General features: G+C 63.0%; 20 protein-coding genes. 15 read left to right on the plus strand and 5 right to left on the minus strand.

Going from position 1 to position 23165, the window contains the following annotated elements:
* Positions 1–36: 36 nt before the first annotated feature.
* The 9 genes from gltR to V7787_RS25465 all read left to right on the plus strand — a co-directional run bounded on the left by gltR (position 37) and on the right by V7787_RS25465 (position 10461).
* Positions 37–762 (plus strand): two-component system response regulator GltR, encoded by a 726-nt coding sequence (gene gltR, locus V7787_RS25425; RefSeq protein ID WP_014589861.1) that lies wholly within the window; start codon positions 37–39, stop codon positions 760–762.
* Positions 743–2197: an ATP-binding protein gene (locus V7787_RS25430; protein WP_336090023.1), complete on the plus strand. Its 1455-nt coding sequence runs from the start codon at positions 743–745 to the stop codon at positions 2195–2197. The genes gltR and V7787_RS25430 overlap by 20 nt, the downstream gene beginning before the upstream one ends.
* A gap of 228 nt (positions 2198–2425) precedes the next feature.
* Positions 2426–3676: a D-mannose isomerase gene (locus tag V7787_RS25435; RefSeq protein ID WP_336090024.1), complete on the plus strand. Its 1251-nt coding sequence runs from the start codon at positions 2426–2428 to the stop codon at positions 3674–3676.
* A 104-nt stretch (positions 3677–3780) separates the two neighbouring features.
* Positions 3781–5067: an ABC transporter substrate-binding protein gene (locus V7787_RS25440; protein ID WP_064493191.1), complete on the plus strand. Its 1287-nt coding sequence runs from the start codon at positions 3781–3783 to the stop codon at positions 5065–5067.
* A 133-nt stretch (positions 5068–5200) separates the two neighbouring features.
* Entirely contained in the window at positions 5201–6109 is a 909-nt protein-coding gene (locus tag V7787_RS25445; RefSeq protein ID WP_003255050.1) for a carbohydrate ABC transporter permease, read from the plus strand.
* Positions 6102–6947: a carbohydrate ABC transporter permease gene (locus V7787_RS25450; RefSeq protein ID WP_003255048.1), complete on the plus strand. Its 846-nt coding sequence runs from the start codon at positions 6102–6104 to the stop codon at positions 6945–6947. Before V7787_RS25445 ends, V7787_RS25450 begins: the two co-directional genes overlap by 8 nt.
* 3 nt (positions 6948–6950) lie before the next feature.
* A complete protein-coding gene (locus V7787_RS25455) occupies positions 6951–8105 on the plus strand; it encodes an ABC transporter ATP-binding protein (protein WP_064493192.1) in 1155 nt (384 codons plus the stop codon).
* A gap of 40 nt (positions 8106–8145) precedes the next feature.
* Positions 8146–9489 (plus strand): carbohydrate porin, encoded by a 1344-nt coding sequence (locus tag V7787_RS25460; protein ID WP_064493193.1) that lies wholly within the window; start codon positions 8146–8148, stop codon positions 9487–9489.
* A gap of 117 nt (positions 9490–9606) precedes the next feature.
* Positions 9607–10461: a D-hexose-6-phosphate mutarotase gene (locus V7787_RS25465; protein WP_003255044.1), complete on the plus strand. Its 855-nt coding sequence runs from the start codon at positions 9607–9609 to the stop codon at positions 10459–10461.
* Here V7787_RS25465 and hexR read toward each other — a convergent pair.
* Positions 10454–11317: a DNA-binding transcriptional regulator HexR gene (hexR, locus tag V7787_RS25470; protein WP_198748214.1), complete on the minus strand. Its 864-nt coding sequence runs from the start codon at positions 11315–11317 to the stop codon at positions 10454–10456. The two genes, V7787_RS25465 and hexR, sit on opposite strands and share 8 nt — an antisense overlap.
* Positions 11318–11528: 211 nt before the next feature.
* On the opposite strand from hexR, the gene zwf reads away from it, so the two are divergent.
* From zwf to V7787_RS25485, 3 genes are read left to right on the plus strand one after another with little or no spacing between them, the layout of a single operon-like run.
* Positions 11529–12998, plus strand: a complete 1470-nt coding sequence (zwf, locus tag V7787_RS25475) for a glucose-6-phosphate dehydrogenase (protein WP_010952201.1) — start codon at positions 11529–11531, stop codon at positions 12996–12998.
* Positions 12985–13698, plus strand: coding sequence for a 6-phosphogluconolactonase (gene pgl, locus V7787_RS25480; RefSeq protein WP_064493195.1), 714 nt, complete (start codon positions 12985–12987; stop codon positions 13696–13698). Before zwf ends, pgl begins: the two co-directional genes overlap by 14 nt.
* Before the next feature lie 17 nt (positions 13699–13715).
* A complete protein-coding gene (locus V7787_RS25485) occupies positions 13716–14396 on the plus strand; it encodes a bifunctional 4-hydroxy-2-oxoglutarate aldolase/2-dehydro-3-deoxy-phosphogluconate aldolase (protein WP_064493196.1) in 681 nt (226 codons plus the stop codon).
* 401 nt (positions 14397–14797) lie between these two features.
* On the opposite strand, the gene leuA is transcribed toward V7787_RS25485, so the two are convergent.
* The 4 genes from leuA to V7787_RS25505 all read right to left on the minus strand — a co-directional run bounded on the left by leuA (position 14798) and on the right by V7787_RS25505 (position 20108).
* Complete coding sequence (gene leuA, locus V7787_RS25490; protein ID WP_010952204.1) at positions 14798–16471, minus strand: 2-isopropylmalate synthase; 1674 nt, start codon at positions 16469–16471, stop codon at positions 14798–14800.
* A gap of 467 nt (positions 16472–16938) precedes the next feature.
* Positions 16939–17766: a M23 family metallopeptidase gene (locus tag V7787_RS25495; protein ID WP_064493197.1), complete on the minus strand. Its 828-nt coding sequence runs from the start codon at positions 17764–17766 to the stop codon at positions 16939–16941.
* 3 nt (positions 17767–17769) lie between these two features.
* Positions 17770–19149 carry an exodeoxyribonuclease VII large subunit gene (xseA, locus tag V7787_RS25500; RefSeq protein WP_060489332.1) on the minus strand — a complete coding sequence of 460 codons (1380 nt, stop codon included), beginning with the start codon at positions 19147–19149 and terminating at the stop codon, positions 17770–17772.
* Between the two features lie 80 nt (positions 19150–19229).
* Entirely contained in the window at positions 19230–20108 is an 879-nt protein-coding gene (locus V7787_RS25505) for a LysR family transcriptional regulator (protein WP_064493198.1), read from the minus strand.
* 97 nt (positions 20109–20205) lie between these two features.
* Between V7787_RS25505 and V7787_RS25510 the strand changes: the two genes are divergently transcribed.
* From V7787_RS25510 to guaB, 3 genes are all read left to right on the plus strand, one after another.
* The gene (locus V7787_RS25510; protein ID WP_020193645.1) at positions 20206–20961 is read left to right on the plus strand and encodes a sulfite exporter TauE/SafE family protein; all 756 of its coding nucleotides are present in this window, start codon (positions 20206–20208) and stop codon (positions 20959–20961) included.
* Between the two features lie 47 nt (positions 20962–21008).
* A complete protein-coding gene (locus V7787_RS25515; RefSeq protein ID WP_020193644.1) occupies positions 21009–21566 on the plus strand; it encodes a hypothetical protein in 558 nt (185 codons plus the stop codon).
* 86 nt (positions 21567–21652) lie between these two features.
* On the plus strand, positions 21653–23122 hold the full coding sequence (guaB, locus tag V7787_RS25520) for an IMP dehydrogenase (RefSeq protein ID WP_003255025.1): 1470 nt from the start codon (positions 21653–21655) through the stop codon (positions 23120–23122).
* Positions 23123–23165 lie beyond the last annotated feature (43 nt).

Here is a 23165-nt window from a genome sequence, read left to right on the forward strand (position 1 = left end):
CAAAAAGACCTGTAATCAACAAGAGGAAGGACCACCTTGAGCACTGCCGGCAAATCGATCCTGATGGTCGACGACGACCAGGAAATCCGTGAACTGCTGCAAACCTACCTGAGCCGATCCGGCTTCCAGGTGCATGCCGAGGCTGACGGCAAGGGCTTTCGCCACGCGCTGGAAACCACGCCCTGCGACCTGGTCATTCTTGACGTCATGTTGCCCGACGAAGACGGCTTTAGCTTGTGCCGCTGGGTACGCCAGCACCCACGCCAAGCGCGCGTACCTATCATCATGCTCACCGCCAGCTCCGACGAGGCCGACCGGGTCATCGGCCTGGAGCTGGGCGCTGACGACTATCTGGGCAAGCCGTTCAGCCCCCGCGAACTGCAAGCGCGAATCAAGGCTTTGTTGCGCCGCACCGAGTTCGGCCAGACGGCGCCGGGCAGCGCCGTGCTGGCCTTCGACGACTGGCGCCTGGACACGGTCAGCCACCGCCTGTTCCACCGTGATGGAGAGGAGGTGATCCTCTCCGGCGCCGACTTTGCCCTGCTCAAACTGTTCCTCGATCACCCGCAGCAAATCCTCGACCGCGACACCATCGGCAACGCCACCCGTGGCCGCGAACCGATGCCGCTGGACCGCATCGTCGACATGGCGGTCAGCCGTCTGCGCCAGCGCCTGCGCGATACCGACAAGCCTCCCCGGCTGATCCGCACCGTGCGAGGCAGTGGCTACTTGTTGGCGGCGCATGTCTGCTGTGCGCCCTGAGCGGCGCTGGCGCCTGCTGCCGCGCTCCTTGCTGGGGCGCATGCTGCTGCTGACCCTGCTGGTTGTCCTGCTGGCCCAGGGGTTGTCCAGCATCATCTGGGTGTCCCAGCTTCGCGCCAGCCAGCTTCAGGGGCTGCGTGCCAGCGCCAGCAGCCTGGCCCATTCCATGAGTGCCAGCGTCAGTTACTTCCGCTCGCTGCCGGTGGCCTACCGGCCGCTGGTGCTCGACCAATTGCGCAGCATGGGCGGCACGCGTTTCTTCGTGTCGCTCAACGCCACGCCGCTGGACATGCAGGCACTGCCCGTTACCCCTCGCAAGCAGGCGGTGATCGATGTGTTCCAGCAGGTGCTGCACGAGCGCCTGGGTTCGCAGATGGAAATTTCCGTTGAGTTTGTCGGGCCTGACGACCTGCGCATCTTCAACACCGGCCTCAAACTCGAGGAACTGCCGCGCTCATGGGCCCATTATTCACTGACCCTGGAACCGCTGAAACCCCCGGTACTGGTCACGCAGATCCGCTTGGGCGAGGGCGAATGGTTGTACATCGCCTCGCTGTTGCCCGAACCGTACACGGGGCTGGAAGCCGAACGCCTGCCGCGCCAGCAGATCGGCTTCATCGTGCTGACCACGGCCTTGCTGTTGCTGTTCATCGGCTTGCTGGTGCACTGGCAAAGCTGGCCACTGAAGCGCCTGGCGCGGGCCGCCCGAGAGATGTCGCTGGGTGCCGATGTGGCGCCAGTGGCTGAAGCTGGCGGCAGTGAAGTGGTCGAGGTGAGTCGGGCATTCAACAGCATGCGCGAGCGTATCAGCCGTTACCTGACCGAACGCAGCCAGCTGTTCAGCGCCATTTCCCACGACCTGCGCACGCCGATCACGCGCCTGCGCCTGCGCGTCGAACTGCTGGAGGACGAGCGCCTGCAGGCCAAGTTCAGCCAGGACCTGGACGAGCTGGAGTTGCTGGTCAAAGGCGCCTTGCAGTGCGTAAAGGACACCGACATCCACGAAAACATCGAGCCGGTCGACCTTAACCAGGTGCTGGAGATTCTGGCCGAGCCTTACCTGGGCGATGGTCGCATCACCGTCGAGGGCCAGGCGCTGGCGCCTTACCCGGGCAAGCCGCTGGCGTTGCGTCGCTGCATCGGCAACCTGATCGACAACGCCATCAAGTACGGCGAACGGGCGCGGCTGCGCATCATCGACGGGGCAGAGGGTTTTGTGCTGCAGGTGGATGACCAGGGGCCCGGGGTGCCGCAGCAGCAGCTGGAACAGGTGTTCGAGCCGCATTTCCGGCTGGCCGGGCAGCAGCAGGGGTATGGGCTGGGGTTGGGCATTGCGCGCAACATCGCCCATAGCCATGGGGGCGAGGTGAGCTTGCTGAACCTGCGGGAGGGCGGGCTGCGGGTGACCCTGTATCTGCCGCGGGGTATGGATTGAGTTTTTGGGGTGCCTGTGCGGGCCTCTTCGCGGGTGAACCCGCTCCCACAGGTACAGCGTAAACTTGGAAGGCTGTGCGGTCTTTGTGGGAGCGGGCGCGCCCGCGAAGAGGCCAATACAGGCAGGCGAAATGTCACTGCCCAGTGACAATCCCGTCGTCCTTCGTGACCTCCGCAATGACCCCGCTGGCTAGAATTCGCAAATGACTGGCAAGGATCAAGCTGGCCCATGACCCCCCTCAACCTGTCCGCTGACAGCTGGCTCAATGCCCCGGCCCACAACGCCTGGCGCTTGGCCGAAGCACAGCGCCTGCTGGCCTTTGCCAAGGCCGCGAAACTACCCGACGGTTTCGGTAACCTGGATGCCAATGGGCAACTCGCCCCCGGTGCCCGTGCTGAAACCATCAACACCGCCCGCATGACCCATTGCTTTGCCTTGGCCCACCTGCAGGGCATCCCCGGTAGCCTGGCCTATGCCGAGCACGGTGTGGCAGCGCTGCGCGGTGCCATGCAGGATGCCACCCACGGCGGTTGGTTCGCCCATCCTGGCGGCCACGACGATAGCGGCAAGGCGGCGTACCTGCATGCCTTCGTCGCGCTGGCCGCCAGCTCGGCGGTGGTGGCCGGCGCTGTCGACGCCAATACGCTATTGGCAGACGCAATCCAGGTGATCGAAGCGCATTTCTGGAGCGAAGACGAAGGTGCTCTGCGGGAAACCTTCTCCCGCGCCTGGCAGCTTCCCGAGCAGTACCGGGGCGCCAACAGCAACATGCACGCGACCGAGGCCTTCCTGGCGTTGGCAGACGTCACCGGCAACGGCCTGTGGCTGCAACGTGCCTTGCGTATCGCCGAACGCATCATCCATACCCATGCCGCCGCCAACGGCTATCGGGTGATCGAACATTTCGATGTCCATTGGCAGCCGCTGCCGGATTACAACCTCGAACATCCCGCCGACCCCTTCCGGCCTTATGGCACTACACCCGGGCATGCCCTGGAGTGGGCGCGGTTGCTGTTGCACCTGGAAGCCAGCCTTGAACGGGCCGGCCTGTACGCCCCGCAATGGCTGCCGGACAGTGCCCGCGCATTGTTCGACACAGCCTGCCAACAGGCCTGGAACGTCGATGGCGAACCGGGTTTCGTCTATACGCTGGACTGGGCTGATCGCCCGGTGGTGCATGCACGATTGCACTGGGTGCACGCTGAGGCTTGCGCGGCTGCGGCAGCCCTGTTGCAACGCACCGGCGAGGCGCATTACGAACAGTGGTACCGCTTCTGCTGGGGCTTTATCGCCAACCATTTCATCGACCCCATTGGCGGCAGCTGGCACCACGAACTCGATGCGCACAACCAGCCGGCCGGGTCCCTCTGGCCGGGCAAGCCCGACCTCTATCACGCCTACCAGGCGCTGCTGCTGCCAGGTTTGCCCCTGGCACCCAGCCTGGCCAGCAACCTGGCCGGCAATGTAACCAAACGATGACATTCACGCATCGCTTCGTTACCTGACGAGGCGGGCACGCTGTTTAGACTTCATGCTACGCAAGCGATCGACTTGCACGGCATAACAACAAGAAAGGTGCTTCGATGAATTCCACGCTCCGTCTCGCTGCCGCAATTTCCTTTGCCTCGTTAATCCCCTTGGGTGCCCAGGCTGCTGACGCCAAAGGCAGTGTCGAAGTGGTGCACTGGTGGACCTCCGGTGGTGAAAAAGCGGCGGTCGATGTGCTCAAGGCCCAGGTCGAAAAAGACGGCTTCATCTGGAAGGACGGCGCCGTCGCCGGCGGCGGTGGTGCAACGGCCATGACCGTGCTCAAAAGCCGCGCAGTGGCCGGCAACCCGCCGGGCGTCGCGCAGATCAAAGGCCCGGACATCCAGGACTGGGCGGCCACCGGCCTGCTCGACGCCGATGTGCTCAAGGATGTGGCCAAGGAAGAAAAGTGGGACTCGCTGCTCGACAAGAAAGTGGCCGACACCGTGAAGTACGACGGTGACTACGTTGCCGTACCAGTGAATATCCACCGTATCAACTGGCTGTGGATCAACCCCGAGGTGTTCAAAAAAGCCGGCATCGACAAGGCGCCCACCACCCTCGACGAATTCTATGCCGCCGCCGACAAGCTCAAGGCTGCCGGTTTCATCCCGCTCGCCCATGGTGGGCAACCCTGGCAGGACAGCACCGTGTTCGAAAGCGTGGTGCTGTCGGTGATGGGCGTCGATGGCTACAAGAAGGCCTTGGTCGACCTCGACAGCGCAACGCTGACCGGACCGCAGATGGTCAAGGCGCTGACCGAGCTGAAGAAGGTCGCCACCTACATGGACCCGGACGGCAAGGGCCAGGACTGGAACCTGGAAGCCGCCAAGGTCATCAACGGCAAGGCCGGCATGCAGATCATGGGCGACTGGGCCAAGAGCGAATGGACCCTGGCGAAGAAAACTGCCGGCAAGGATTATCAGTGCGTGCCGTTCCCCGGTACTGACAAGTCCTTCCTGTACAACATCGACTCGTTGGTGGTGTTCAAGCAGAACAACGCTGGCACCTCTGCTGGTCAGCAGGACATCGCCCGCAAGGTGTTGGGTGAGGACTTCCAGAAGGTCTTCAGCATCAACAAGGGTTCGATCCCGGTACGCAACGACATGCTTGCCGACATGGGCAAGTATGGTTTCGATGCCTGTGCTCAAACCTCCGCCAAGGACTTCCTGGCCGACGCCAAAACGGGCGGCCTGCAACCGAGCATGGCGCACAACATGGCCACCACGCTGGCCGTGCAGGGCGCGTTCTTCGATGTGGTGACCAACTACATCAACGACCCCAAGGCCGACCCGGCCGATGCGGCGAAGAAGCTGGCGGCGGCGATCAAGGCTGCCCAGTAACGGCTGTTCGCGGGCACGCCCGCTCCCAGATGGGCCCTGCTCACCACTGTTCCTGGTCATGACGCCGGACCTGTGGGAGCGGGCTTGCCCGCGAAGCGGTGCGTAGCACCGCCACTACCTCGGGATCCAAGACATGACTACGACCACCGCCCAACTGCGGGCCTCACCCCTGGACGCGCTTCAGCGCTGGCTGCCCAAGCTGGTGCTGGCACCCAGCATGTTCATCGTCCTGGTGGGCTTCTACGGCTACATCCTCTGGACCTTCGTGCTGTCCTTCACCACCTCGACCTTTCTGCCTACCTACAAGTGGGCGGGCCTTGCGCAATACGCCCGTCTGTTCGACAACGACCGCTGGTGGGTGGCGAGCAAGAACCTGCTTCTGTTCGGCGGCCTGTTCATTGCCATCAGCCTGGCCATCGGTGTGTTGCTGGCAGTGTTGCTCGACCAGCGCATCCGTCGCGAGGGCTTCATCCGCACTATCTACCTGTACCCCATGGCACTGTCGATGATCGTCACCGGCACGGCCTGGAAGTGGCTGCTCAACCCCGGCATGGGCCTGGACAAGCTGCTGCGCGACTGGGGCTGGGAGGGTTTTCGCCTGGACTGGCTGATCGATCCCGACCGGGTGGTGTATTGCCTGGTGATCGCGGCCGTGTGGCAGGCTTCGGGCTTCATCATGGCAATGTTCCTTGCCGGCTTGCGTGGCGTTGACCCGTCGATCATCCGCGCTGCGCAGATGGATGGTGCCAGCCTGCCGCGTATCTACTGGACCGTGGTGCTGCCCAGCCTGCGCCCGGTGTTCTTCAGCGCGCTGATGATCCTTTCGCACATTGCCATCAAGAGCTTCGACCTGGTCGCGGCGATGACCGCTGGCGGCCCGGGTTACTCCTCCGACCTGCCGGCAATGTTCATGTACTCGTTCACCTTCAGCCGCGGCCAGATGGGCATGGGCTCGGCCAGCGCCATCCTGATGCTCGGGGCAATCCTGGCGATCCTCGTCCCTTACCTGTACTCGGAGCTGCGGAGCAAACGCCATGCATAGTCCTGTCGACAAGCCGGTGCTCAGCCTCAGCCGTATGGCCATCCATGCCGTGTTGCTGATCGCTGTGCTGCTGTATCTGGTGCCGCTGGTGGTGATGCTGCTGACCAGCTTCAAGACCCCCGAAGACATCAGCACCGGCAACCTGCTGAGCTGGCCTGCAGTGATTACCGGCATAGGCTGGGTCAAGGCCTGGGGAGCGGTCAGCGGTTACTTCTGGAACTCGATCATGATCACCGTGCCCGCGGTGCTGATCTCCACCGCGATTGGTGCACTGAACGGCTATGTGCTGTCGATGTGGCGCTTCCGAGGTTCGCAACTGTTCTTCGGCCTGCTGCTGTTCGGCTGTTTCCTGCCGTTCCAGACTGTGCTGCTGCCGGCCTCGTTCACCCTCGGCAAGCTTGGCCTGGCCAGCACCACCGGTGGCCTGGTGCTGGTGCATGTGGTCTACGGCCTGGCCTTCACCACGCTGTTCTTCCGCAACTTCTACGTGAGCATCCCCGACGCATTGGTCAAGGCCGCACGGTTGGACGGCGCCGGGTTCTTCACCATCTTCCGCCGCATCATCCTGCCGATGTCCACGCCGATCATCATGGTCTGCCTGATCTGGCAGTTCACCCAGATCTGGAACGACTTCCTGTTCGGCGTGGTGTTCTCCAGCGGCGACTCGCAACCGATTACCGTAGCCCTGAACAATCTGGTCAATACCAGCACCGGGGCCAAGGAATACAACGTCGACATGGCGGCAGCAATGATCGCTGGCCTGCCAACCCTGCTGGTCTACGTGGTGGCAGGCAAATATTTCGTGCGCGGGCTGACGGCCGGCGCGGTCAAGGGGTAAGCCATGGCAACGCTCGAACTTCGCAATGTGAACAAGACCTACGGCAGCGGCCTGCCGGATACCCTCAAGGACATCCAGCTGTCGATCAAGGACGGCGAGTTCCTGATCCTGGTGGGCCCGTCGGGCTGCGGCAAGTCGACCCTGATGAACTGTATCGCCGGCCTGGAGCAGATCACCGGCGGCGCCATCCTCATCGACGAGCAGGACGTCAGTGGCATGAGCCCCAAGGACCGCGATATCGCCATGGTGTTCCAGTCCTATGCGCTGTACCCCACCATGAGCGTGCGCGAGAACATCGAGTTCGGACTGAAGATCCGCAAGCTGCCCCAGGCCGCCATCGACGAGGAAGTGGCGCGGGTGGCCAAGTTGCTGCAGATCGAACACTTGCTGGCGCGCAAGCCGGCGCAGCTGTCCGGTGGCCAACAGCAGCGCGTGGCCATGGGCCGGGCATTGGCGCGGCGACCCAAGATCTACCTGTTCGATGAACCCCTGTCCAACCTCGATGCCAAGCTGCGGGTCGAAATGCGCACCGAAATGAAGTTGATGCACCAGCGCCTGAAGACCACCACGGTGTACGTCACCCATGACCAGATCGAGGCCATGACCCTGGGCGACAAGGTGGCGGTGATGAAGGACGGCATCATCCAGCAGTTCGGCACCCCGCAGCAGATCTACAACGACCCGGCCAACCAGTTCGTGGCCAGCTTCATCGGTTCGCCGCCAATGAACTTCATTCCGGTGCGTCTGGCCAGGCAGGATGGCCGCTTGCTGGCGCTGCTCGACAGCGGCCAGGCGCGCTGCGAACTGCCCTTGGGGGAGGCTGCTGACGCGCTTGAGGGGCGCGAGATCATCCTCGGCATCCGCCCTGAGCAGATCGCCCTGGGCGCTGCTGACGGCAATGGTTTGCCGGCTATCCGCGCCGAGGTGCAGGTCACAGAGCCCACCGGGCCGGACCTGCTGGTGTTCGTCACGCTCAACCAGACCAAGGTGTGCTGCCGCCTGGCGCCAGATGTGGCGTGCCGGGTGGGTGACACCCTCAACCTGCAATTCGACCCGGCCCGGGTGCTGCTGTTCGACGCTGCCAATGGCGAGCGCGTGCACCTGGCCAGCACTGGCGCAACCGCAAAGGACAACGTGGCTCACTTCAAAGGCCGTTGACTCGTCTACACCATCAATAAGAAAAAGAGGACGCAAAGGGATGGAACAGCGCAAACGCATCAAGACACTGGGATCGCTGGCCTTGCTTGCACTTGTAGGCAGCAGCGGTACACAGGCTGCCGAGGCTTTTTCCAGCGAATCCAAATGGATGACCGGCGACTGGGGCGGCACCCGGACCGAGCTGCTGGACAAGGGCTATGACTTCACCCTCGATTATGTGGGTGAGGTGGCTGGCAACCTGCATGGCGGCTACAACGACGACAAGACGGCACGCTACAGCGACCAGTTCGCCCTCGGCGCGCATCTGGACTTGCAGAAGATACTGGGTTGGCATGATGCCGAGTTCAAGCTGGCGATCACCGAGCGAAGCGGTCGCAACCTGTCCAACGACCGCATCAGCGACCCGCGCGCCGGGCAGTTCAGCTCGGTGCAGGAGGTGTGGGGCCGTGGCCAGACCTGGCGCCTGACCCAGATGTGGATCAAGCAGAAGTACTTCGACGGCGCGCTGGACGTGAAATTTGGCCGTTTTGGCGAGGGCGAGGACTTCAACAGCTTCCCTTGCGACTTCCAGAACCTGGCCTTCTGCGGCTCGCAGGTGGGCAACTGGGTGGGCGGCATCTGGTACAACTGGCCGGTCAGCCAGTGGGCGCTGCGGGTGAAGTACAACATCACCCCAGCGTTCTTCGTGCAGGTCGGGGCCTTCGAGCAGAACCCTTCCAACCTGGAAACCGGCAACGGCTTCAAGCTGAGCGGTAGCGGTACCAAGGGGGCGATCTTGCCGGTGGAAGCGGTGTGGTCGCCCAAGGTCAATGGTCTGCCGGGCGAGTACCGCCTGGGTTACTACTACAGCACGGCCAAGGCTGACGATGTGTACGACGACGTCAACGGCAACCCGCAGGGGCTGACCGGTGAGGCCTTCAAATCGCATTCCAGCAAGCACGGATGGTGGGTGGTGGCGCAGCAGCAGGTCACTGCCCATGGCGGCGACGTCAACCGGGGCCTCAGCCTGTTCGCCAACTTCACCGTGCACGACAAGGCCACCAACGTGGTCGACAACTACCAGCAGGTGGGGCTGGTCTACAAAGGCGCTTTCGACGCCCGGCCCAAGGATGACATCGGCTTCGGTGTGGCGCGTATTCATGTGAATGACGACGTGAAGAAGCGCGCCGAACTGCTCAACGCACAGAGCGGCATCAACGATTACGACAACCCTGGTTTCGTACCGCTGCAGCGTACCGAATACAACGCAGAGCTCTACTACGGCTTCCACGTTACCAACTGGCTGACCGTGAGGCCCAACCTGCAGTACATCAAGAGCCCTGGCGGGGTGGACGAGGTGGATAACGCGCTGGTCGCTGGCTTGAAGATTCAGTCGTCATTCTGAGGCAACTTGTTGTAAATTTACGCCAATCCATTTTCGGTTCCCGGCACCCACTGGTCTGCAGTGGGTGTTGGGGATAGGCCGAGACAGCGCTATCTCAAACAACAAGAGCTCTGAACCATGCCCGAACATCCGCTCCATCGCTTCTTCTCCTCGCAGCGGCCCCGGCCGACATTCGAGTGGGAGCGTTATCAGCAGCGCGATGTCCTGATCATCGACCACCCCCGTTGCCAGGCGGTGTTCAGCCGCCAGGGCGCGCAGTTGCTGCACTTTCAACCAGCGGGTGAACGGCCGTGGCTGTGGTGCGCCGAACAGTGGCCGCAGGTGGGGGCGATCCGCGGTGGTGTGCCGGTGTGCTGGCCCTGGTATGGCCGTCATCCCAGCGAAGACCTGTGGCCGGCCCACGGTTGGGCGCGGTTGCTGGACTGGAAGCTGGTGGACAGCCGTGAGGACGAGGAGGGCGTGACCCTGAAATGGCGGCTGGACCTGTGCGACTGGCAGGTCGACCTGCATGCCCGGCTGGGTAGCCGCATGGAGCTGAGCTTGAGCACCGAACATCAGGACAGCGAACCCTGCCAGTTGAGCCATGCGCTGCTGGCGTACTGGCGCATCAGTGACGTGTCCGAGATAGCGCTGTCTGGTCTGGAAGACATCGAGGGCTACGACCGCCTCAACCGCCAGGCTTGCCGTGAAGATGGCGCGCTGAAGCTCAAGGGCGGCTGCCAGAAGGTCTACCCCGGTACGCCACGGGTGCAATTGCAGGACCCGGCCTGGCAGCGCGAGCTGTGCATCGACACCGGTGACAGCGACGACACCGTGGTCTGGCACCCTGGCAATCGCCCGCTGATGGGGGTGACTGGCCGCGAGTCGCAGCGTTTTGTCTGCGTCGAGGCGACCAGCGGCAGTGGCGAAGGCCTGAGCCTGGCACCTGGGCAGCGTGCGCACCTGCGTTTGCAGGCGCACCGGCTCAGTTGAGGTCGTCGTCCTCGATCGGGTAACGGCTGGCGTTGAGGCTTTCCTTGATCTTGCGCAGGTGAGGCTGGAAGTCCACGCCGCGGCGCAAGGTCATGCCGGTGGCCAGTACATCGAGCACGGTCAGCTGGATGATCCGCGAGGTCATTGGCATGTAGATGTCGGTATCTTCCGGCAGCGGAATGTGCAGGCTCAGGCTGCAGGCATTGGCCAGTGGCGAGCCTGCGGCGGTGAGGCCCAGCACCGAAGCGCCGTTTTCACGTGCCAGGCGCGCCACGTCGACCAGTTCGCGGGTGCGCCCGGTGTAGGAAATGATCACAAACAGATCGCCGGTGTGGGCGACCGAGGCCAGCATGCGCTGCATCAGCACATCGGCGTGGGCCGACACGGCCAGGTTGAAGCGGAAGAACTTGTGCTGCGCATCCAGGGCCACCGGGGCCGAGGCGCCGAGGCCGAAGAAGTGGATCTGCCGGGCCTGGATCATCATGTCCACGGCGCGGCTGACCTGCTGCGGGTCCAGTTGCTGGCAGGCGCTGTCAAGCGAGGCGATGGCGCTGGCGAAGATCTTCTGGGTGTAGGCGGCCGGGTCATCGTCGGCCTCTACCGCGCGGCTGACATAGGCGGCACCACTGGCCAGGCTCTGCGCCAGTTGCAGCTTGAGCTCGGGGTAGCCGCTGACGCCGAACGAGCGGCAGAAGCGGTTGACGGTCGGTTCGCTGACCTTGGCCGCCTGGGCCAGCGCAGCGATGCTGAAACGGGTGGCTTGTTGCGGGTTGAGCAGGATGACTTCGGCGACTTTGCGTTCGGCCTTGTTCAGCTCGTCGAGGCGGCCCTGGATCTGTTCCAGGAGGTTTCGCACGCGGTCCATGGGTGTGTCCTTGGGTCGGGAAGACAGCCGGCTGTGTGAGCAGCAGGCTTTTTGCACGGTCGTCTATCGTACTGTCGGTGCGGTTGGCGTACCACTTGTCTGTAACACTTGTGTGTAATGTTGTGGTTTTTACTACATTATCCCTTGAAAACCGTGTGTGAAAGCGGTATTCCTAGACCAACTTTAGGAAAGAACCAACATCATGGCCGCAATCAGTGTCGAACCTTGCACCTTTGCCCTGTTTGGCGCCCTCGGCGACCTGGCATTGCGCAAGTTGTTTCCTGCGCTCTACCAGCTCGACCGGGCCAACCTGTTGCACCCGGACACCCGCCTGCTGGCCCTCGCCCGTGAGGTCGGCAGTGCGCAGGAGCACCTGGACAGCATCGAAGCCCACCTGCGCCGGCACGTGCCCGAGGCAGATATCGAGCCTGCTGCGCTGGGGCGCTTCCTTGCCCGCCTGAATTACCAGCACCTGGACTTCCTTCAGCCCGAGGGCTATCAGGCCTTGGCCGAGCAGCTGCCGGGCGAGCTGCCGCTGATCGCCTACTTCGCCACGGCGGCGGCGGTGTATGGGGCCATCTGCGAAAACCTCGACAAGGTCGGGCTGGCTGCGCGCACCCGGGTAGTGCTCGAGAAACCTATTGGCCACGACCTGGAGTCGTCGCGCCGGGTCAACGATGCCGTGGCGCGGTTCTTCCCTGAAAGCCGGGTTTACCGCATTGACCATTACCTGGGCAAAGAGACGGTGCAGAACCTGATTGCCCTGCGCTTCGCCAATAGCCTGTTCGAAACCCAGTGGAACCAGAATTCCATCTCCCATGTGGAGATTACCGTCGCGGAAAAGGTCGGTATCGAGGGCCGTTGGGGTTATTTCGACAAGGCCGGCCAACTGCGCGACATGATCCAGAATCACCTGCTGCAGTTGCTGTGCCTGATCGCCATGGACCCGCCCAGCGAACTGTCCGCCGATGCCATCCGCGACGAGAAGGTGAAAGTGCTCAAAGCCCTGGCACCGATCACTGGTGACGGTTTGAGCACCAGTGTGGTGCGTGGCCAGTACATTGCCGGCTACAGCGAAGGCAAGCCGGTACCTGGTTACCTGGAAGAAGACAACGCCAACGCCCAGAGCGACACCGAAACCTTCGTCGCGCTGCGCGCCGACATCCGTAACTGGCGCTGGTCGGGCGTGCCATTCTACCTGCGAACCGGCAAGCGCATGCCGCAAAAACTGTCGCAGATCGTCATTCACTTCAAGGAAACGCCGCACTACATCTTCGCCCCGGAACAGCGTTTGCAGATCGGTAACAAGCTGATCATCCGCCTGCAACCGGACGAAGGCATTTCTTTACGGGTGATGACCAAGGAGCAGGGCCTGGACAAGGGCATGCAACTGCGCAGTGGCCCATTGCAGCTGAATTTTTCCGATGCCTGGCGCAGTGCACGAATTCCGGATGCCTACGAGCGGCTGTTGCTCGAAGTGATGCGCGGCAACCAGAACCTGTTCGTGCGCAAGGACGAAATCGAGTATGCCTGGAAGTGGTGCGACCAGTTGATTGCCGGCTGGCGTAATGCGGGCGATGCGCCCAAGCCATACGCGGCGGGCTCCTGGGGGCCGATGAGCTCGATTGCACTGATCACACGCGATGGGAGGGCGTGGTATGGGGATATCTGAATTGAAACTGCCAGCGGCCGTGAAGGCTCATGAACTGGCGGATGCCAAGGCACTGTCCGTGTCCTTGGCTCATGATGTGGCTGAGCGCCTGCGCGCCGCGATTGCCGCCAAGGGGCAGGCCTGTGTGGTGTTGTCTGGCGGCCGCAGCCCGGTGCCGTTCCTGGAGAAACTGGCCAGCGAGCACCTGGACTGGGCCAAGGTCACTGTCAGCCTGGCTGATGAGCGCTGGGTGCCGGTGGAGCACGCCGACAGCAATGCCGGCCTGCTGGCCCGTCACCTGTTGAAGGGCGAAGCGGCCAAGGCCCGTTTCGTTGGCCTGTACCAGCAGGCGGAGAACCTCGATGCAGCTGCGCTCAAAGCTGACCAGGCCTTGGCCGAGCTACCGCCGATCGACGTGCTGGTGCTGGGCATGGGCGACGATGGCCATACCGCCTCGCTGTTCCCCGCCAGTCCCAACCTGGAAGCAGGCCTGGACCCGGCCGGCCCACGCCGCTGCCTGCCGATGCTGGCGCCGAGCGTGCCGCACCAGCGCCTGTCGATGACCCGTTCGCTGCTGGCCAGCGCGGCCTTCATCGCGCTGTCTGTGCAAGGCCAGGGCAAACTCGCTACCCTGCGCGCCGCGCTGGCGGGCAACGACCTTACTGAAATGCCGATTCGCGCTTTTCTTCACGACCCCCTGGACATCTACTGGTGCCCATGAGCCAAGGATCCACTGTCATGACCACCCTTGAACGCCCACAGCCCAAGCTCTCGATGGCTGATAAAGCCGCGCGGATCGACGCCATTTGCAAAAAGGCGCGCATCCTGCCGGTAATCACCATTGCTCGTGAGGAAGACATCCTGCCGCTGGCTGACGCCCTGGCCGCTGGCGGTATCCGTACCCTGGAAGTGACCCTGCGCTCACAGCATGGCCTCAAGGCCATTCAGGTGCTGCGTGAGCAGCGCCCGGAGCTGTGTGTCGGCGCCGGTACCGTGCTCGACCGCGGCATGTTCGCGGCGGTTGAAGCTGCGGGCGCGCAGTTCGTCGTTACCCCTGGCATTACCCAGGACATTCTCGAGGCTGGCGTGGACAGTGAAATCCCGCTGTTGCCGGGCATCAGCACGCCGTCCGAAATCATGATGGGCTATGCCCTGGGCTACCGCCGGTTCAAGTTGTTCCCGGCGGAAATCAGCGGCGGGGTAGCGGCGATCAAGGCCTTTGGTGGCCCGTTCGGCGATATTCGTTTTTGTCCCACCGGCGGTGTGAACCCGGCCAACGTGCGCAACTACATGGCACTGCCGAACGTGATGTGCGTGGGGGGAACCTGGATGCTCGACAGCAGCTGGATCAAGAATGGTGACTGGGCGCGAATCGAAGCGTGCAGTGCCGAGGCGATGGCGCTGCTGGACGCCAACTGAAAACAGTTGTGTGCTTTACGGCTTGTGGGGCGCTTGGTCGGCGCCCCTTTTTTTTGCCTGGGGTATTTGCAGTGGTTGTGCTGGCCCTTTCGCGGGTAAACCCGCTCCTACGCACCGATCTGCGGTGGACACACACCGGGTGTTGGACACAGGCCGTCGTAGGAGCGGGTTTACCCGCGAATGGGCCGGGCCCGCTGGCCAATATCCCTGGCCGTTCACCGTTGCCGTGGCCTGCGTATTCGCGGGTAAACCCGCTCCTACACCTGATCGGTGGTGGACACACATTGGTGATTGGGCGCAGGCCGTTGTAGGAGCGGGTTTACCCGCGAAAGGGCCAGTCCAGGCCAACAAAAAAAGCCCGCATCAAACGATGCGGGCTTTCTCATCCCTCATTCCAGGCTTCAGGCCGCCTTGGCTTCCTGCTGGCTCAGCGAGCGGTTCAGTGCACTGAACAGCGCCTTGAAGCTGGCCGTGGTGATGTTCTCATCGATACCCACGCCATGTACCGGACGGCCACCGGCCACGCGCAGTTCGATGTAGGCAGCTGCCTTGGCGTTGGTGCCAGCGCCAATCGCATGCTCGTTGTAGTCCATGATCTCCACGGCAATCGGCAGGCCGGCCACCAGTGCTTCCAGGGCGCCGTTGCCCTTGCCGCGCCAGTGCAGGGTGGTTTCGCCTTCACCCGCAACTTCCACTTCCACGGCGCTGTGGCCGTTTTCTTCCTGCAGGCGATGGCTGACCAGTGCGTATGGCGCGTTGGCCTGGAGGTATTCCTTGTGCAGCAGGCTGTAGATCTGCTGGGCGGTCATTTCCAGGCCCAAGCGGTCAGTCTCACCCTGCACCACCTGGCTGAATTCGATCTGCATGCGACGCGGCAGGCTGATGCCATATTCCTGCTCGAGCAGGTAGGTGATACCGCCTTTGCCCGATTGGCTGTTGACGCGGATTACCGCTTCATAGCTGCGGCCGATGTCGGCCGGGTCGATCGGCAGGTAAGGCACCTCCCACAGTTCCCCATCCTGCTGCTTGGCGAAGCCCTTGCGGATGGCGTCCTGGTGCGAGCCGGAGAACGCGGTATGGACCAGGTCGCCCACATACGGGTGACGTGGGTGTACCGGCAACTGGTTGCATTCTTCGACCACCTTGCGCACGCCGTCGATGTCGGAGAAGTCCAGCAACGGGTCGATGCCCTGGGTGTAGAGGTTCAGTGCCAAGGTCACCAGGTCGACGTTACCGGTACGCTCGCCGTTGCCGAACAGGCAGCCTTCGGCACGGTCGGCGCCGGCCATGAGGCCCAGTTCGGTGGCAGCGATGCCGGTGCCGCGGTCGTTGTGGCAGTGCAGGCTGATGATCACGCTGTCGCGGCGGCTGACGTTGCGGCAGAACCACTCGATCTGATCGGCGTAGATATTTGGCGTGGACACTTCCACGGTGGCCGGCAGGTTGAGGATGATCTTGTGTTCAGGGGTAGGGTTCCACACCTCGATGACCGCGTCGCAGACCTCCTTGGCGAACTCCATTTCAGTGGCGCTGAAGGTTTCTGGCGAGTACTGGAAGGTCCACTGGGTTTCCGGCTGCTGGGCGGCGTACTTGACGAACAGCTTGGCCGCGTTCACCGCGATGTCCTTCACGCCTTGCTTGTCCTGATTGAAGACGATGCGGCGGAACGACGGGCTGGTGGCGTTGTACAGGTGGACGATGGCCTTCTTCGCACCGCGCAGCGATTCGAAAGTACGGGCAATCAGGTCTTCACGTGCCTGGGTGAGCACCTGGATGGTGGTGTCATCCGGGATGTGGCCGTCCTCGATCAGGGTGCGCACGAAGTCGAAATCGGTTTGCGAGGCAGACGGGAACGAGGCTTCGATCTCCTTCACGCCAACCTGCACCAAGGTCTTCCAGAAGCGCAGTTTCTTCTCCGAGTCCATCGGCTCTATCAGCGACTGGTTGCCGTCACGCAGGTCGGAACTGCACCAGATAGGTGCCTGGGTGATGGTCTTCGACGGCCAGGTACGGTCAGGCAGGTCGATGGTCGGGAAAGCGCGGTATTTCTTCGAAGGGTCTTTGAGCATGGTCATGGAAGCAATCCTTTTGTGTGCGGCCGAGATCGGGCCTGCCGAGCGATAACGATATGAAGAGGCGAGGCGACGCGATTCAGCCTGGTAGTCGGGCGCTGACCAGGCAGAGGCTGCGATGTTGTCGGAGCAGGATGAGGGTGCTGAAGGTTTTCATGCCTTCAAACTTAACCAGTGGGGTGGGGGATGGCAAGCGTTCGGGAAAAATTGAGAGGAATGCTTAAAAAAAGCCATTAGGCGAGATTTTATGGCTTGGATCTGCTGGGCGCTTATTGATGTTTGCGCAGTATTTTTCGATGGCGCAACACAGTTGAACTGCTGTCGACTGTGCTGGCCTCTTCGCGGGCATGCCCGCTCCCACAAGTATTGTGCTGTGTCTGAAGGCTTCGCTCCCACAAGTATTGAGCTGTGTCTGAAGGCTTCGCTGTACCTGTGGGAGCGGGCGTGCCCGCGAAGCAGGCGCCGCAGTTTCAGGGCTGGAACGCGCCAATGAAAATCGCCGGGTCCACCCGCGCATCGTTCAGGCTGACGTTCCAGTGCATGTGCGGCCCGGTAGCCCGCCCGGTCGAGCCCACGCGTCCGACCACCTCGCCACGACGCAGTTGCTGGCCGACCTGCACATCGATTTTCGACATGTGGCAGAACATGCTGATAAAGCCCTGCCCATGGTCGACGAACACCGTGCGGCCGTTGAAGAAATAGTCTCCCACCAGAATCACTTTGCCATTGGCGGGTGTCTTGATCGGCGTGCCTGCCGGCACCGCAAAATCCAGCCCCGCATGCGGGTTGCGTTCTTCGCCGTTGAAGAAGCGGCGCACGCCGAACTTGCTCGACAGCGGGCCGTTGACCGGCTTGTCGAGAACCAGGTTGCTCGGCAGGTTCGGGCTGAAGCTGCGGTAGGCCTTGATCTGCTCGGCCAGCTCGCGCTCGATGCGCTTGAGGTCGGCCGGGTTCGGGTTGACCTGGCGCGTGTTCTTCAGGGTAATGCGCTGCTCAGGGTACTTCTTGCTGCCTACGCTGAAAGGCAGGGTGCGCCCGCCCTGGTTCAGCACTGCGGTGCCGGGCTTCTGGGTCAGCGGGATGCCGACGATGGCCAGCCAGTTGTCCTGCTCCTTCACCACCAGCACCGGTTTGCCGTCGAAACGGGCGCTGGGTGCGTTGGCGGCGGGGCCTAGGTCGACGACTGCCACACCGCCGGGTACCGGTTTGTTCAGTGTGCGGGTGATGTAGCTGGCCTGGGCGCCGCCGGCCAGCAGCAGCAGGGAAAGGGCAAGCAGATGCGCGAGCACGCGGGGCATGTGTCAGTCCAGTAGTGAGAGGGTGACCGGGGTCAGGTGGTTGTCTTCGACCCGCACCAGCAGCTCGCCTTCGTTCAGGCGGGCGGTCAGGCGTTGGCCGTTGCGGGTCTGTTCGGCGCTGCGAATGGCCTGGCCTTGCTCATCCAGCAAAATGCTGTATCCGCGGGCCAGGGTGGCCAGCGGACTGACCACCTGCAGTGTCTGCAACTGGGCCTGGAACCGCTGGCGACGGTCCTTGAGCACCTCGCGCATGGCCCGTGGCAGGCGCTCGGCCAGGCTGTCCAGGCGCTGGTTCAGCAGTTTCAGGTTACGCCCCGGATGCTGCGCGGCCAGGCGGGCGTCCAGGCGTGCCAGGCGTTCGCGGCGCTGGTTGAGGTTGAGCATGAACGCGCGACGCAGGCGCATGTCCAGGTCGTCCAGGCGTTGAGCCTGCTGGCGCAAACGCTCGCCTGGGTGGCGCAGGCGCCGGGTGAGTGACTCCAGGCGCAGGCGGTCGTGGGTCAGGCGGTTCTGCATGCGCAGCAGCAGGCGCCGTTGCAGGCCATCCAGGCGTTGCCGAAGGCCGCTGTTGTCAGGGGCCAGCAGCTCGGCGGCCGCAGACGGGGTGGGCGCGCGCACGTCAGCCACGAAGTCGCTGATCGACACGTCGGTTTCATGGCCCACGGCGCTGACAATCGGCGTGACGCAGGCGGCCACGGCACGCGCCACGGCTTCCTCGTTGAAACACCACAGGTCTTCCAGCGAACCCCCACCCCGCGCCAGAATCAGCGCATCGAAGCCGAGGCTGTCGGCCAGGCGGATGGCGCGTACGATCTGCGCGATGGCTTCGCGGCCCTGTACCGCCGTAGGTATCAGGTTCAGCTCCACCTGCGGGGCACGGCGGCCGAACACGCTGATGATGTCGCGGATCACCGCGCCAGTGGGCGAGGTGATGATGCCGATGCGCTGCGGGTGAGCCGGCAGTGGCTTCTTTCGTTCGGCGCTGAACAGCCCCTCGGCACCGAGTTTTTCCTTCAGGGCCTCGAAAGCCAGGCGCAGCGCGCCATCACCGGCTGGCTCGACGGTGTCGAGAATCAGCTGGTAGTCGCCACGCCCCTCGAACAGCGAAACCTTGCCGCGCACCCGCACCGCCAGGCCATCGCGCAGCGCCTGGCGTACCCGCGTGGCGTTCTGCCGGAACAACGCACAACGCACCTGGGCGCCGCTGTCCTTGAGGGTGAAGTACATGTGGCCGGACGCCGGGCGGGCGAGGTTGGAGATTTCGCCTTCCACCCACACGCTGCGGAAAACGTCTTCCAGCAGCACGCGGGCGCGGCCGTTGAGTTGGCTGACGGTAAGGACCTCGCGGTCCAGCCCGAGTCGTTCGAAAGGGTCTTTGATCATGGCTGGCATCATAAATGACATCGGCCCCGGTTGTCTGTCCCGGGCCCTGTTGGAGCGGGTGCACCGGCGAAGAACAAGGTTCAGGCCTGCAGGGCCGTTACGAACTGCCTGGCTATCTGCCCCGCATCGCGGCGACAGGCCAGCGCCACTGTGCTCTGGCAATCGCCTTCCAGCGCCACGAAACTGACCGAAGCGGGTGCGATCTGGCGCATGCACTCTGGCAACAACGCCACCCCAAACCCCGCCTGTATCAGCTGCAACTGCGTAGTCTTGCGCGACAGTACCTGCGCCGCCTGCGGGAAGAACCCTGCCCCCATGCACAACGAGGCCGACAGGTAGCTCAAGCCACCGCGATCCCGGTGCGGGATGGAAATGAAGCGTTCTTCCTTCAATTGCTCCAGTTGCACGTGCTGAGTACCCGCCAAGGGGTGCCCAGCGGCGACCGCCAGCAACAAGGGTTCGTCGAACAACTCATGCAGCACCACGCCTTCATGCTGGCGCAGCACCGGCAAGCGCAACAGGCCGATATCCAGCCGTCCGGCAGCAATGTCTTCCAGCTGTGCCTCCGATGACTGCTGCGCAATCTCCAGCGAAACCCCTGGGTTGTGCTTCAGGTAGTTCCCCAGGCGAGCCAGAAGCCCGCCGGTCAGCGGCACGGTGCTGGAATGGTTCAGGCGCAAGCTGCCTTGCAACCCTTGGCCAATGTCACGGGTAACCCGCTCGGCCTGTGCCAGGTCGGCCAGCAAGCGTCGCGCCCGTTCAAGAAAGGCCTGACCCGCCAGCGTCAGGCGAGGCAGGCGCGCCGTGCGTTCGAACAGCGGCGTGCCCAGTTGTTGCTCCAGCTCCTTGATCTGCCGGCTAAGGGCCGACTGGGCGACGTACAGGCGCTCGGCTGCACTGCTGAAACTGCCGCACTCGGCGATCTCCACGAAGTAACGCAACTGTCGGATCGACGTCATGTCATGCCTTTTCGAGATGGCTTTTTGGATAAAGGCATATTAGTCGGCATGGCTCATGGCTGGCTAACCTTTGCCTGTCTTCCCAGGAACTGCTGCCATGCTTGCCCAACTGTCGTTTTCCGGCCTTGACTGGCTGCCGATCCTGTTCGCCATTGCTGCGGCCTACATCGTCTTCGGCATCGCCGGCTTCGGTACTGCACTGGTGGCGGGGCCGGTGCTGATTCACTTCATGCCGTTGTCACGCATCATCCCGTTGCTGGTGCTGCTGGATTTCGTGGCCGCGTTCGGCAACCTGCTGCCGTCGCGCCGGGATGTGGTACGCAGTGAATTGCTGCGGCTGCTGCCCTTCATGGCCTTGGGTTGTACGTTGGGCGTGGTGTTCCTGCTGCAACTGAAGTCCGACCTGTTGCTGCTGTTGATGGGGGTATTCGTGACTGCCTATGCAGTTTACGGGCTGGCAGTGAAAGTGAGGCCAGCCAGCCTGTCCGGCTTCTGGGCGGTGCCGATGGGCACGGCAGGCGGGTTGTTCGGGGCTTTGTTCGGCAGCGGCGGGTTTCTTTATGCCCTTTACCTGAGCGCACGGCTGGAGGTGAAGGAACAGGTACGCGCCACCCAGAGCGCGCTGATCAGCTGCAGTACGATAGTGCGTCTGTCACTGTTCCTGATTGCCGGTGTCTATGCCGACCAAAGCCTGCTGCTGCTCGCCGCCTCCCTGCTGCCTGTCATGTTCATTGGCCTTTGGGTAGGGCGTCGGTTGACCAACCGGTTGTCCCGCGAAGCGTTCGTACGGCTGGTGACCTGGCTGGTGCTGGCCAGTGGGCTGGCGTTGATTGGTCGCTACCTGAGCGCCTGAGCGGTAGAATTGCGTCATTACCGGCGTTTCTCAGGCTTGTCCCGTTCATGAACACCCAGAGCATCATCGTTCCAAAGCTGTCTACCGTCCCGGTGCATGAAGCCCGTGCCCGCGCCATCCTGCGCTGGCTGGTGCGCGAAAAGGTCGTCGAGGAGCAGCTGACCACCTGTGGCCGCACCGGCAACCGCATGGGCCACGCCCTGGCGGCAGGGGCGCGCAAAGTGGCCCTGCACCCGGAAAAACTGCCCTTCGACGAACCGGTCAACGGCCTGGAAGTGATGCTCAAACGCTGCATCTATACCCCCACCGAAGGCTTCCTCGAAGAAGCCGGTTGCCCGGAGTGCCGGCGCGAGGTAGGCGAGCCGTTGTTCGAAAGCCTGGAAGAGTGGATGCCGGCAGTGAGCGACAACTTCACCTGCCCACTGTGCGGCTTCGAAGATGACATCAATGGCTTCATTTACCTGCAGCCATGTGCCTTTTCCAACCTGGGGTTCATCTTCAACAACTGGGGCGAGGCCGGGTTCACCCAGGCCTTTCTCGACAGCTTCGCCGACTGGCTCGACCAGCCGGTGGCCGTGGTGCAGGTAAAACTGCCACAAGCCTGACCGAAGGCCCTTATTTTGCATTGAGCGGCGCGCCATGCATGAGTATAATGGCGCGCTTCCATTTTTCCCGCCCGGGAGCCCCCGCGATGCTGCGTATCAGCCAAGAAGCCCTGACCTTCGACGATATCCTCCTTGTACCTGGCTATTCCGAGGTACTGCCCAATGAAGTCAGTCTCAAGACCCGTTTGACCCGTGGCATCGAGCTGAACATTCCGCTGGTTTCCGCTGCCATGGATACCGTGACCGAAGCGCGTCTGGCCATTGCCATGGCTCAGGAAGGCGGTATCGGCATCATCCACAAGAACATGACCATCGAACAACAGGCCGGCGAAGTGCGCAAGGTCAAGAAGTTCGAGGCTGGCGTGGTCAAGGACCCGATCACCATCGACGCCGATGCCACTGTGCGCGACCTGTTCGAGCTGACCCGCCTGAACAACATCTCCGGCGTGCCGGTACTGGCCAACGGCGACCTGGTCGGCATCGTCACCTCCCGTGACGTGCGCTTCGAAAATCGCCTGGACGCCAAGGTTCGCGACGTGATGACGCCGAAAGAGCGCCTGGTCACCGTCCGCGAAGGCGCCGACAAGAACGAAGTTCGCGAGCTGCTGCACAAGCATCGCCTGGAAAAAGTCCTGATCGTTGACGACAAGTTCAACCTCAAGGGCATGATGACCGTCAAGGACATCGAAAAAGCCAAGGCTTACCCGCTGGCCAGCAAGGACGACCAAGGTCGCCTGCGCGTCGGCGCCGCCGTCGGCACCGGCAAGGACACCGGCGAGCGCGTTGCTGCCCTGGTGGCGGCTGGCGTTGATGTCGTCGTCGTCGACACTGCCCACGGCCACTCCAAAGGTGTGATCGACCGCGTACGCTGGGTGAAGGAAACCTACCCGCAAGTGCAGGTGATCGGCGGCAACATCGCCACCGGCGCTGCCGCCAAGGCCCTGGCCGAAGCGGGTGCCGATGCGGTCAAGGTCGGTATCGGCCCTGGCTCTATCTGCACCACTCGTATCGTTGCCGGTGTCGGCGTGCCGCAAATCAGCGCCATCGCCAACGTCGCCGCAGCACTGGAAGGCACTGGCGTGCCACTGATCGCTGACGGCGGTATCCGCTTCTCCGGTGACCTGTCCAAGGCCATCGTTGCCGGTGCTTCCTGCGTGATGATGGGTTCGATGTTCGCCGGTACCGAAGAGGCCCCGGGTGAAGTCGAGCTGTTCCAGGGCCGTTCCTACAAGGCCTACCGCGGCATGGGCTCGCTGGGTGCCATGGCGCAGGCGCAAGGTTCGTCCGACCGTTACTTCCAGGACTCCTCGGCCGGCGCCGAGAAGCTGGTACCGGAAGGCATCGAAGGCCGCGTTCCCTACAAAGGCGCCCTGGCCGCGATCATCCACCAGCTGATGGGCGGCCTGCGTTCGTCCATGGGCTACACCGGCAGCGCGACCATCGAAGAAATGCGCACCAAGCCGGAGTTCGTGCGCATCACCGGTGCCGGCATGGCCGAGTCCCACGTGCACGACGTGCAAATCACCAAAGAAGCCCCTAACTACCGCGTAGGCTGAGGCTTCCAGCTACAACATAAAGCGGGGCTGTCATGACAGCCCC

Source organism: Pseudomonas sp. CGJS7 (assembly GCF_036961695.1).

What these genes read in the sequence shown, in the direction of transcription:
- guaB (WP_003255025.1), top strand. Translation starts at nt 21,653, where the DNA reads ATGCTGCGTATCAGCCAAGAAGCCCTGACCTTCGACGATATCCTCCTT.
- V7787_RS25510 (WP_020193645.1), top strand. Translation starts at nt 20,206, where the DNA reads ATGCTTGCCCAACTGTCGTTTTCCGGCCTTGACTGGCTGCCGATCCTG.
- V7787_RS25435 (WP_336090024.1), top strand. Translation starts at nt 2,426, where the DNA reads ATGACCCCCCTCAACCTGTCCGCTGACAGCTGGCTCAATGCCCCGGCC.
- V7787_RS25495 (WP_064493197.1), bottom strand. Translation starts at nt 17,766, where the DNA reads ATGCCCCGCGTGCTCGCGCATCTGCTTGCCCTTTCCCTGCTGCTGCTG.
- zwf (WP_010952201.1), top strand. Translation starts at nt 11,529, where the DNA reads ATGGCCGCAATCAGTGTCGAACCTTGCACCTTTGCCCTGTTTGGCGCC.
- V7787_RS25430 (WP_336090023.1), top strand. Translation starts at nt 743, where the DNA reads ATGTCTGCTGTGCGCCCTGAGCGGCGCTGGCGCCTGCTGCCGCGCTCC.
- V7787_RS25450 (WP_003255048.1), top strand. Translation starts at nt 6,102, where the DNA reads ATGCATAGTCCTGTCGACAAGCCGGTGCTCAGCCTCAGCCGTATGGCC.
- leuA (WP_010952204.1), bottom strand. Translation starts at nt 16,471, where the DNA reads ATGACCATGCTCAAAGACCCTTCGAAGAAATACCGCGCTTTCCCGACC.
- V7787_RS25460 (WP_064493193.1), top strand. Translation starts at nt 8,146, where the DNA reads ATGGAACAGCGCAAACGCATCAAGACACTGGGATCGCTGGCCTTGCTT.
- pgl (WP_064493195.1), top strand. Translation starts at nt 12,985, where the DNA reads ATGGGGATATCTGAATTGAAACTGCCAGCGGCCGTGAAGGCTCATGAA.
- V7787_RS25485 (WP_064493196.1), top strand. Translation starts at nt 13,716, where the DNA reads ATGACCACCCTTGAACGCCCACAGCCCAAGCTCTCGATGGCTGATAAA.
- V7787_RS25505 (WP_064493198.1), bottom strand. Translation starts at nt 20,108, where the DNA reads ATGACGTCGATCCGACAGTTGCGTTACTTCGTGGAGATCGCCGAGTGC.
- V7787_RS25515 (WP_020193644.1), top strand. Translation starts at nt 21,009, where the DNA reads ATGAACACCCAGAGCATCATCGTTCCAAAGCTGTCTACCGTCCCGGTG.
- V7787_RS25445 (WP_003255050.1), top strand. Translation starts at nt 5,201, where the DNA reads ATGACTACGACCACCGCCCAACTGCGGGCCTCACCCCTGGACGCGCTT.
- V7787_RS25465 (WP_003255044.1), top strand. Translation starts at nt 9,607, where the DNA reads ATGCCCGAACATCCGCTCCATCGCTTCTTCTCCTCGCAGCGGCCCCGG.
- V7787_RS25440 (WP_064493191.1), top strand. Translation starts at nt 3,781, where the DNA reads ATGAATTCCACGCTCCGTCTCGCTGCCGCAATTTCCTTTGCCTCGTTA.
- V7787_RS25455 (WP_064493192.1), top strand. Translation starts at nt 6,951, where the DNA reads ATGGCAACGCTCGAACTTCGCAATGTGAACAAGACCTACGGCAGCGGC.
- xseA (WP_060489332.1), bottom strand. Translation starts at nt 19,149, where the DNA reads ATGATCAAAGACCCTTTCGAACGACTCGGGCTGGACCGCGAGGTCCTT.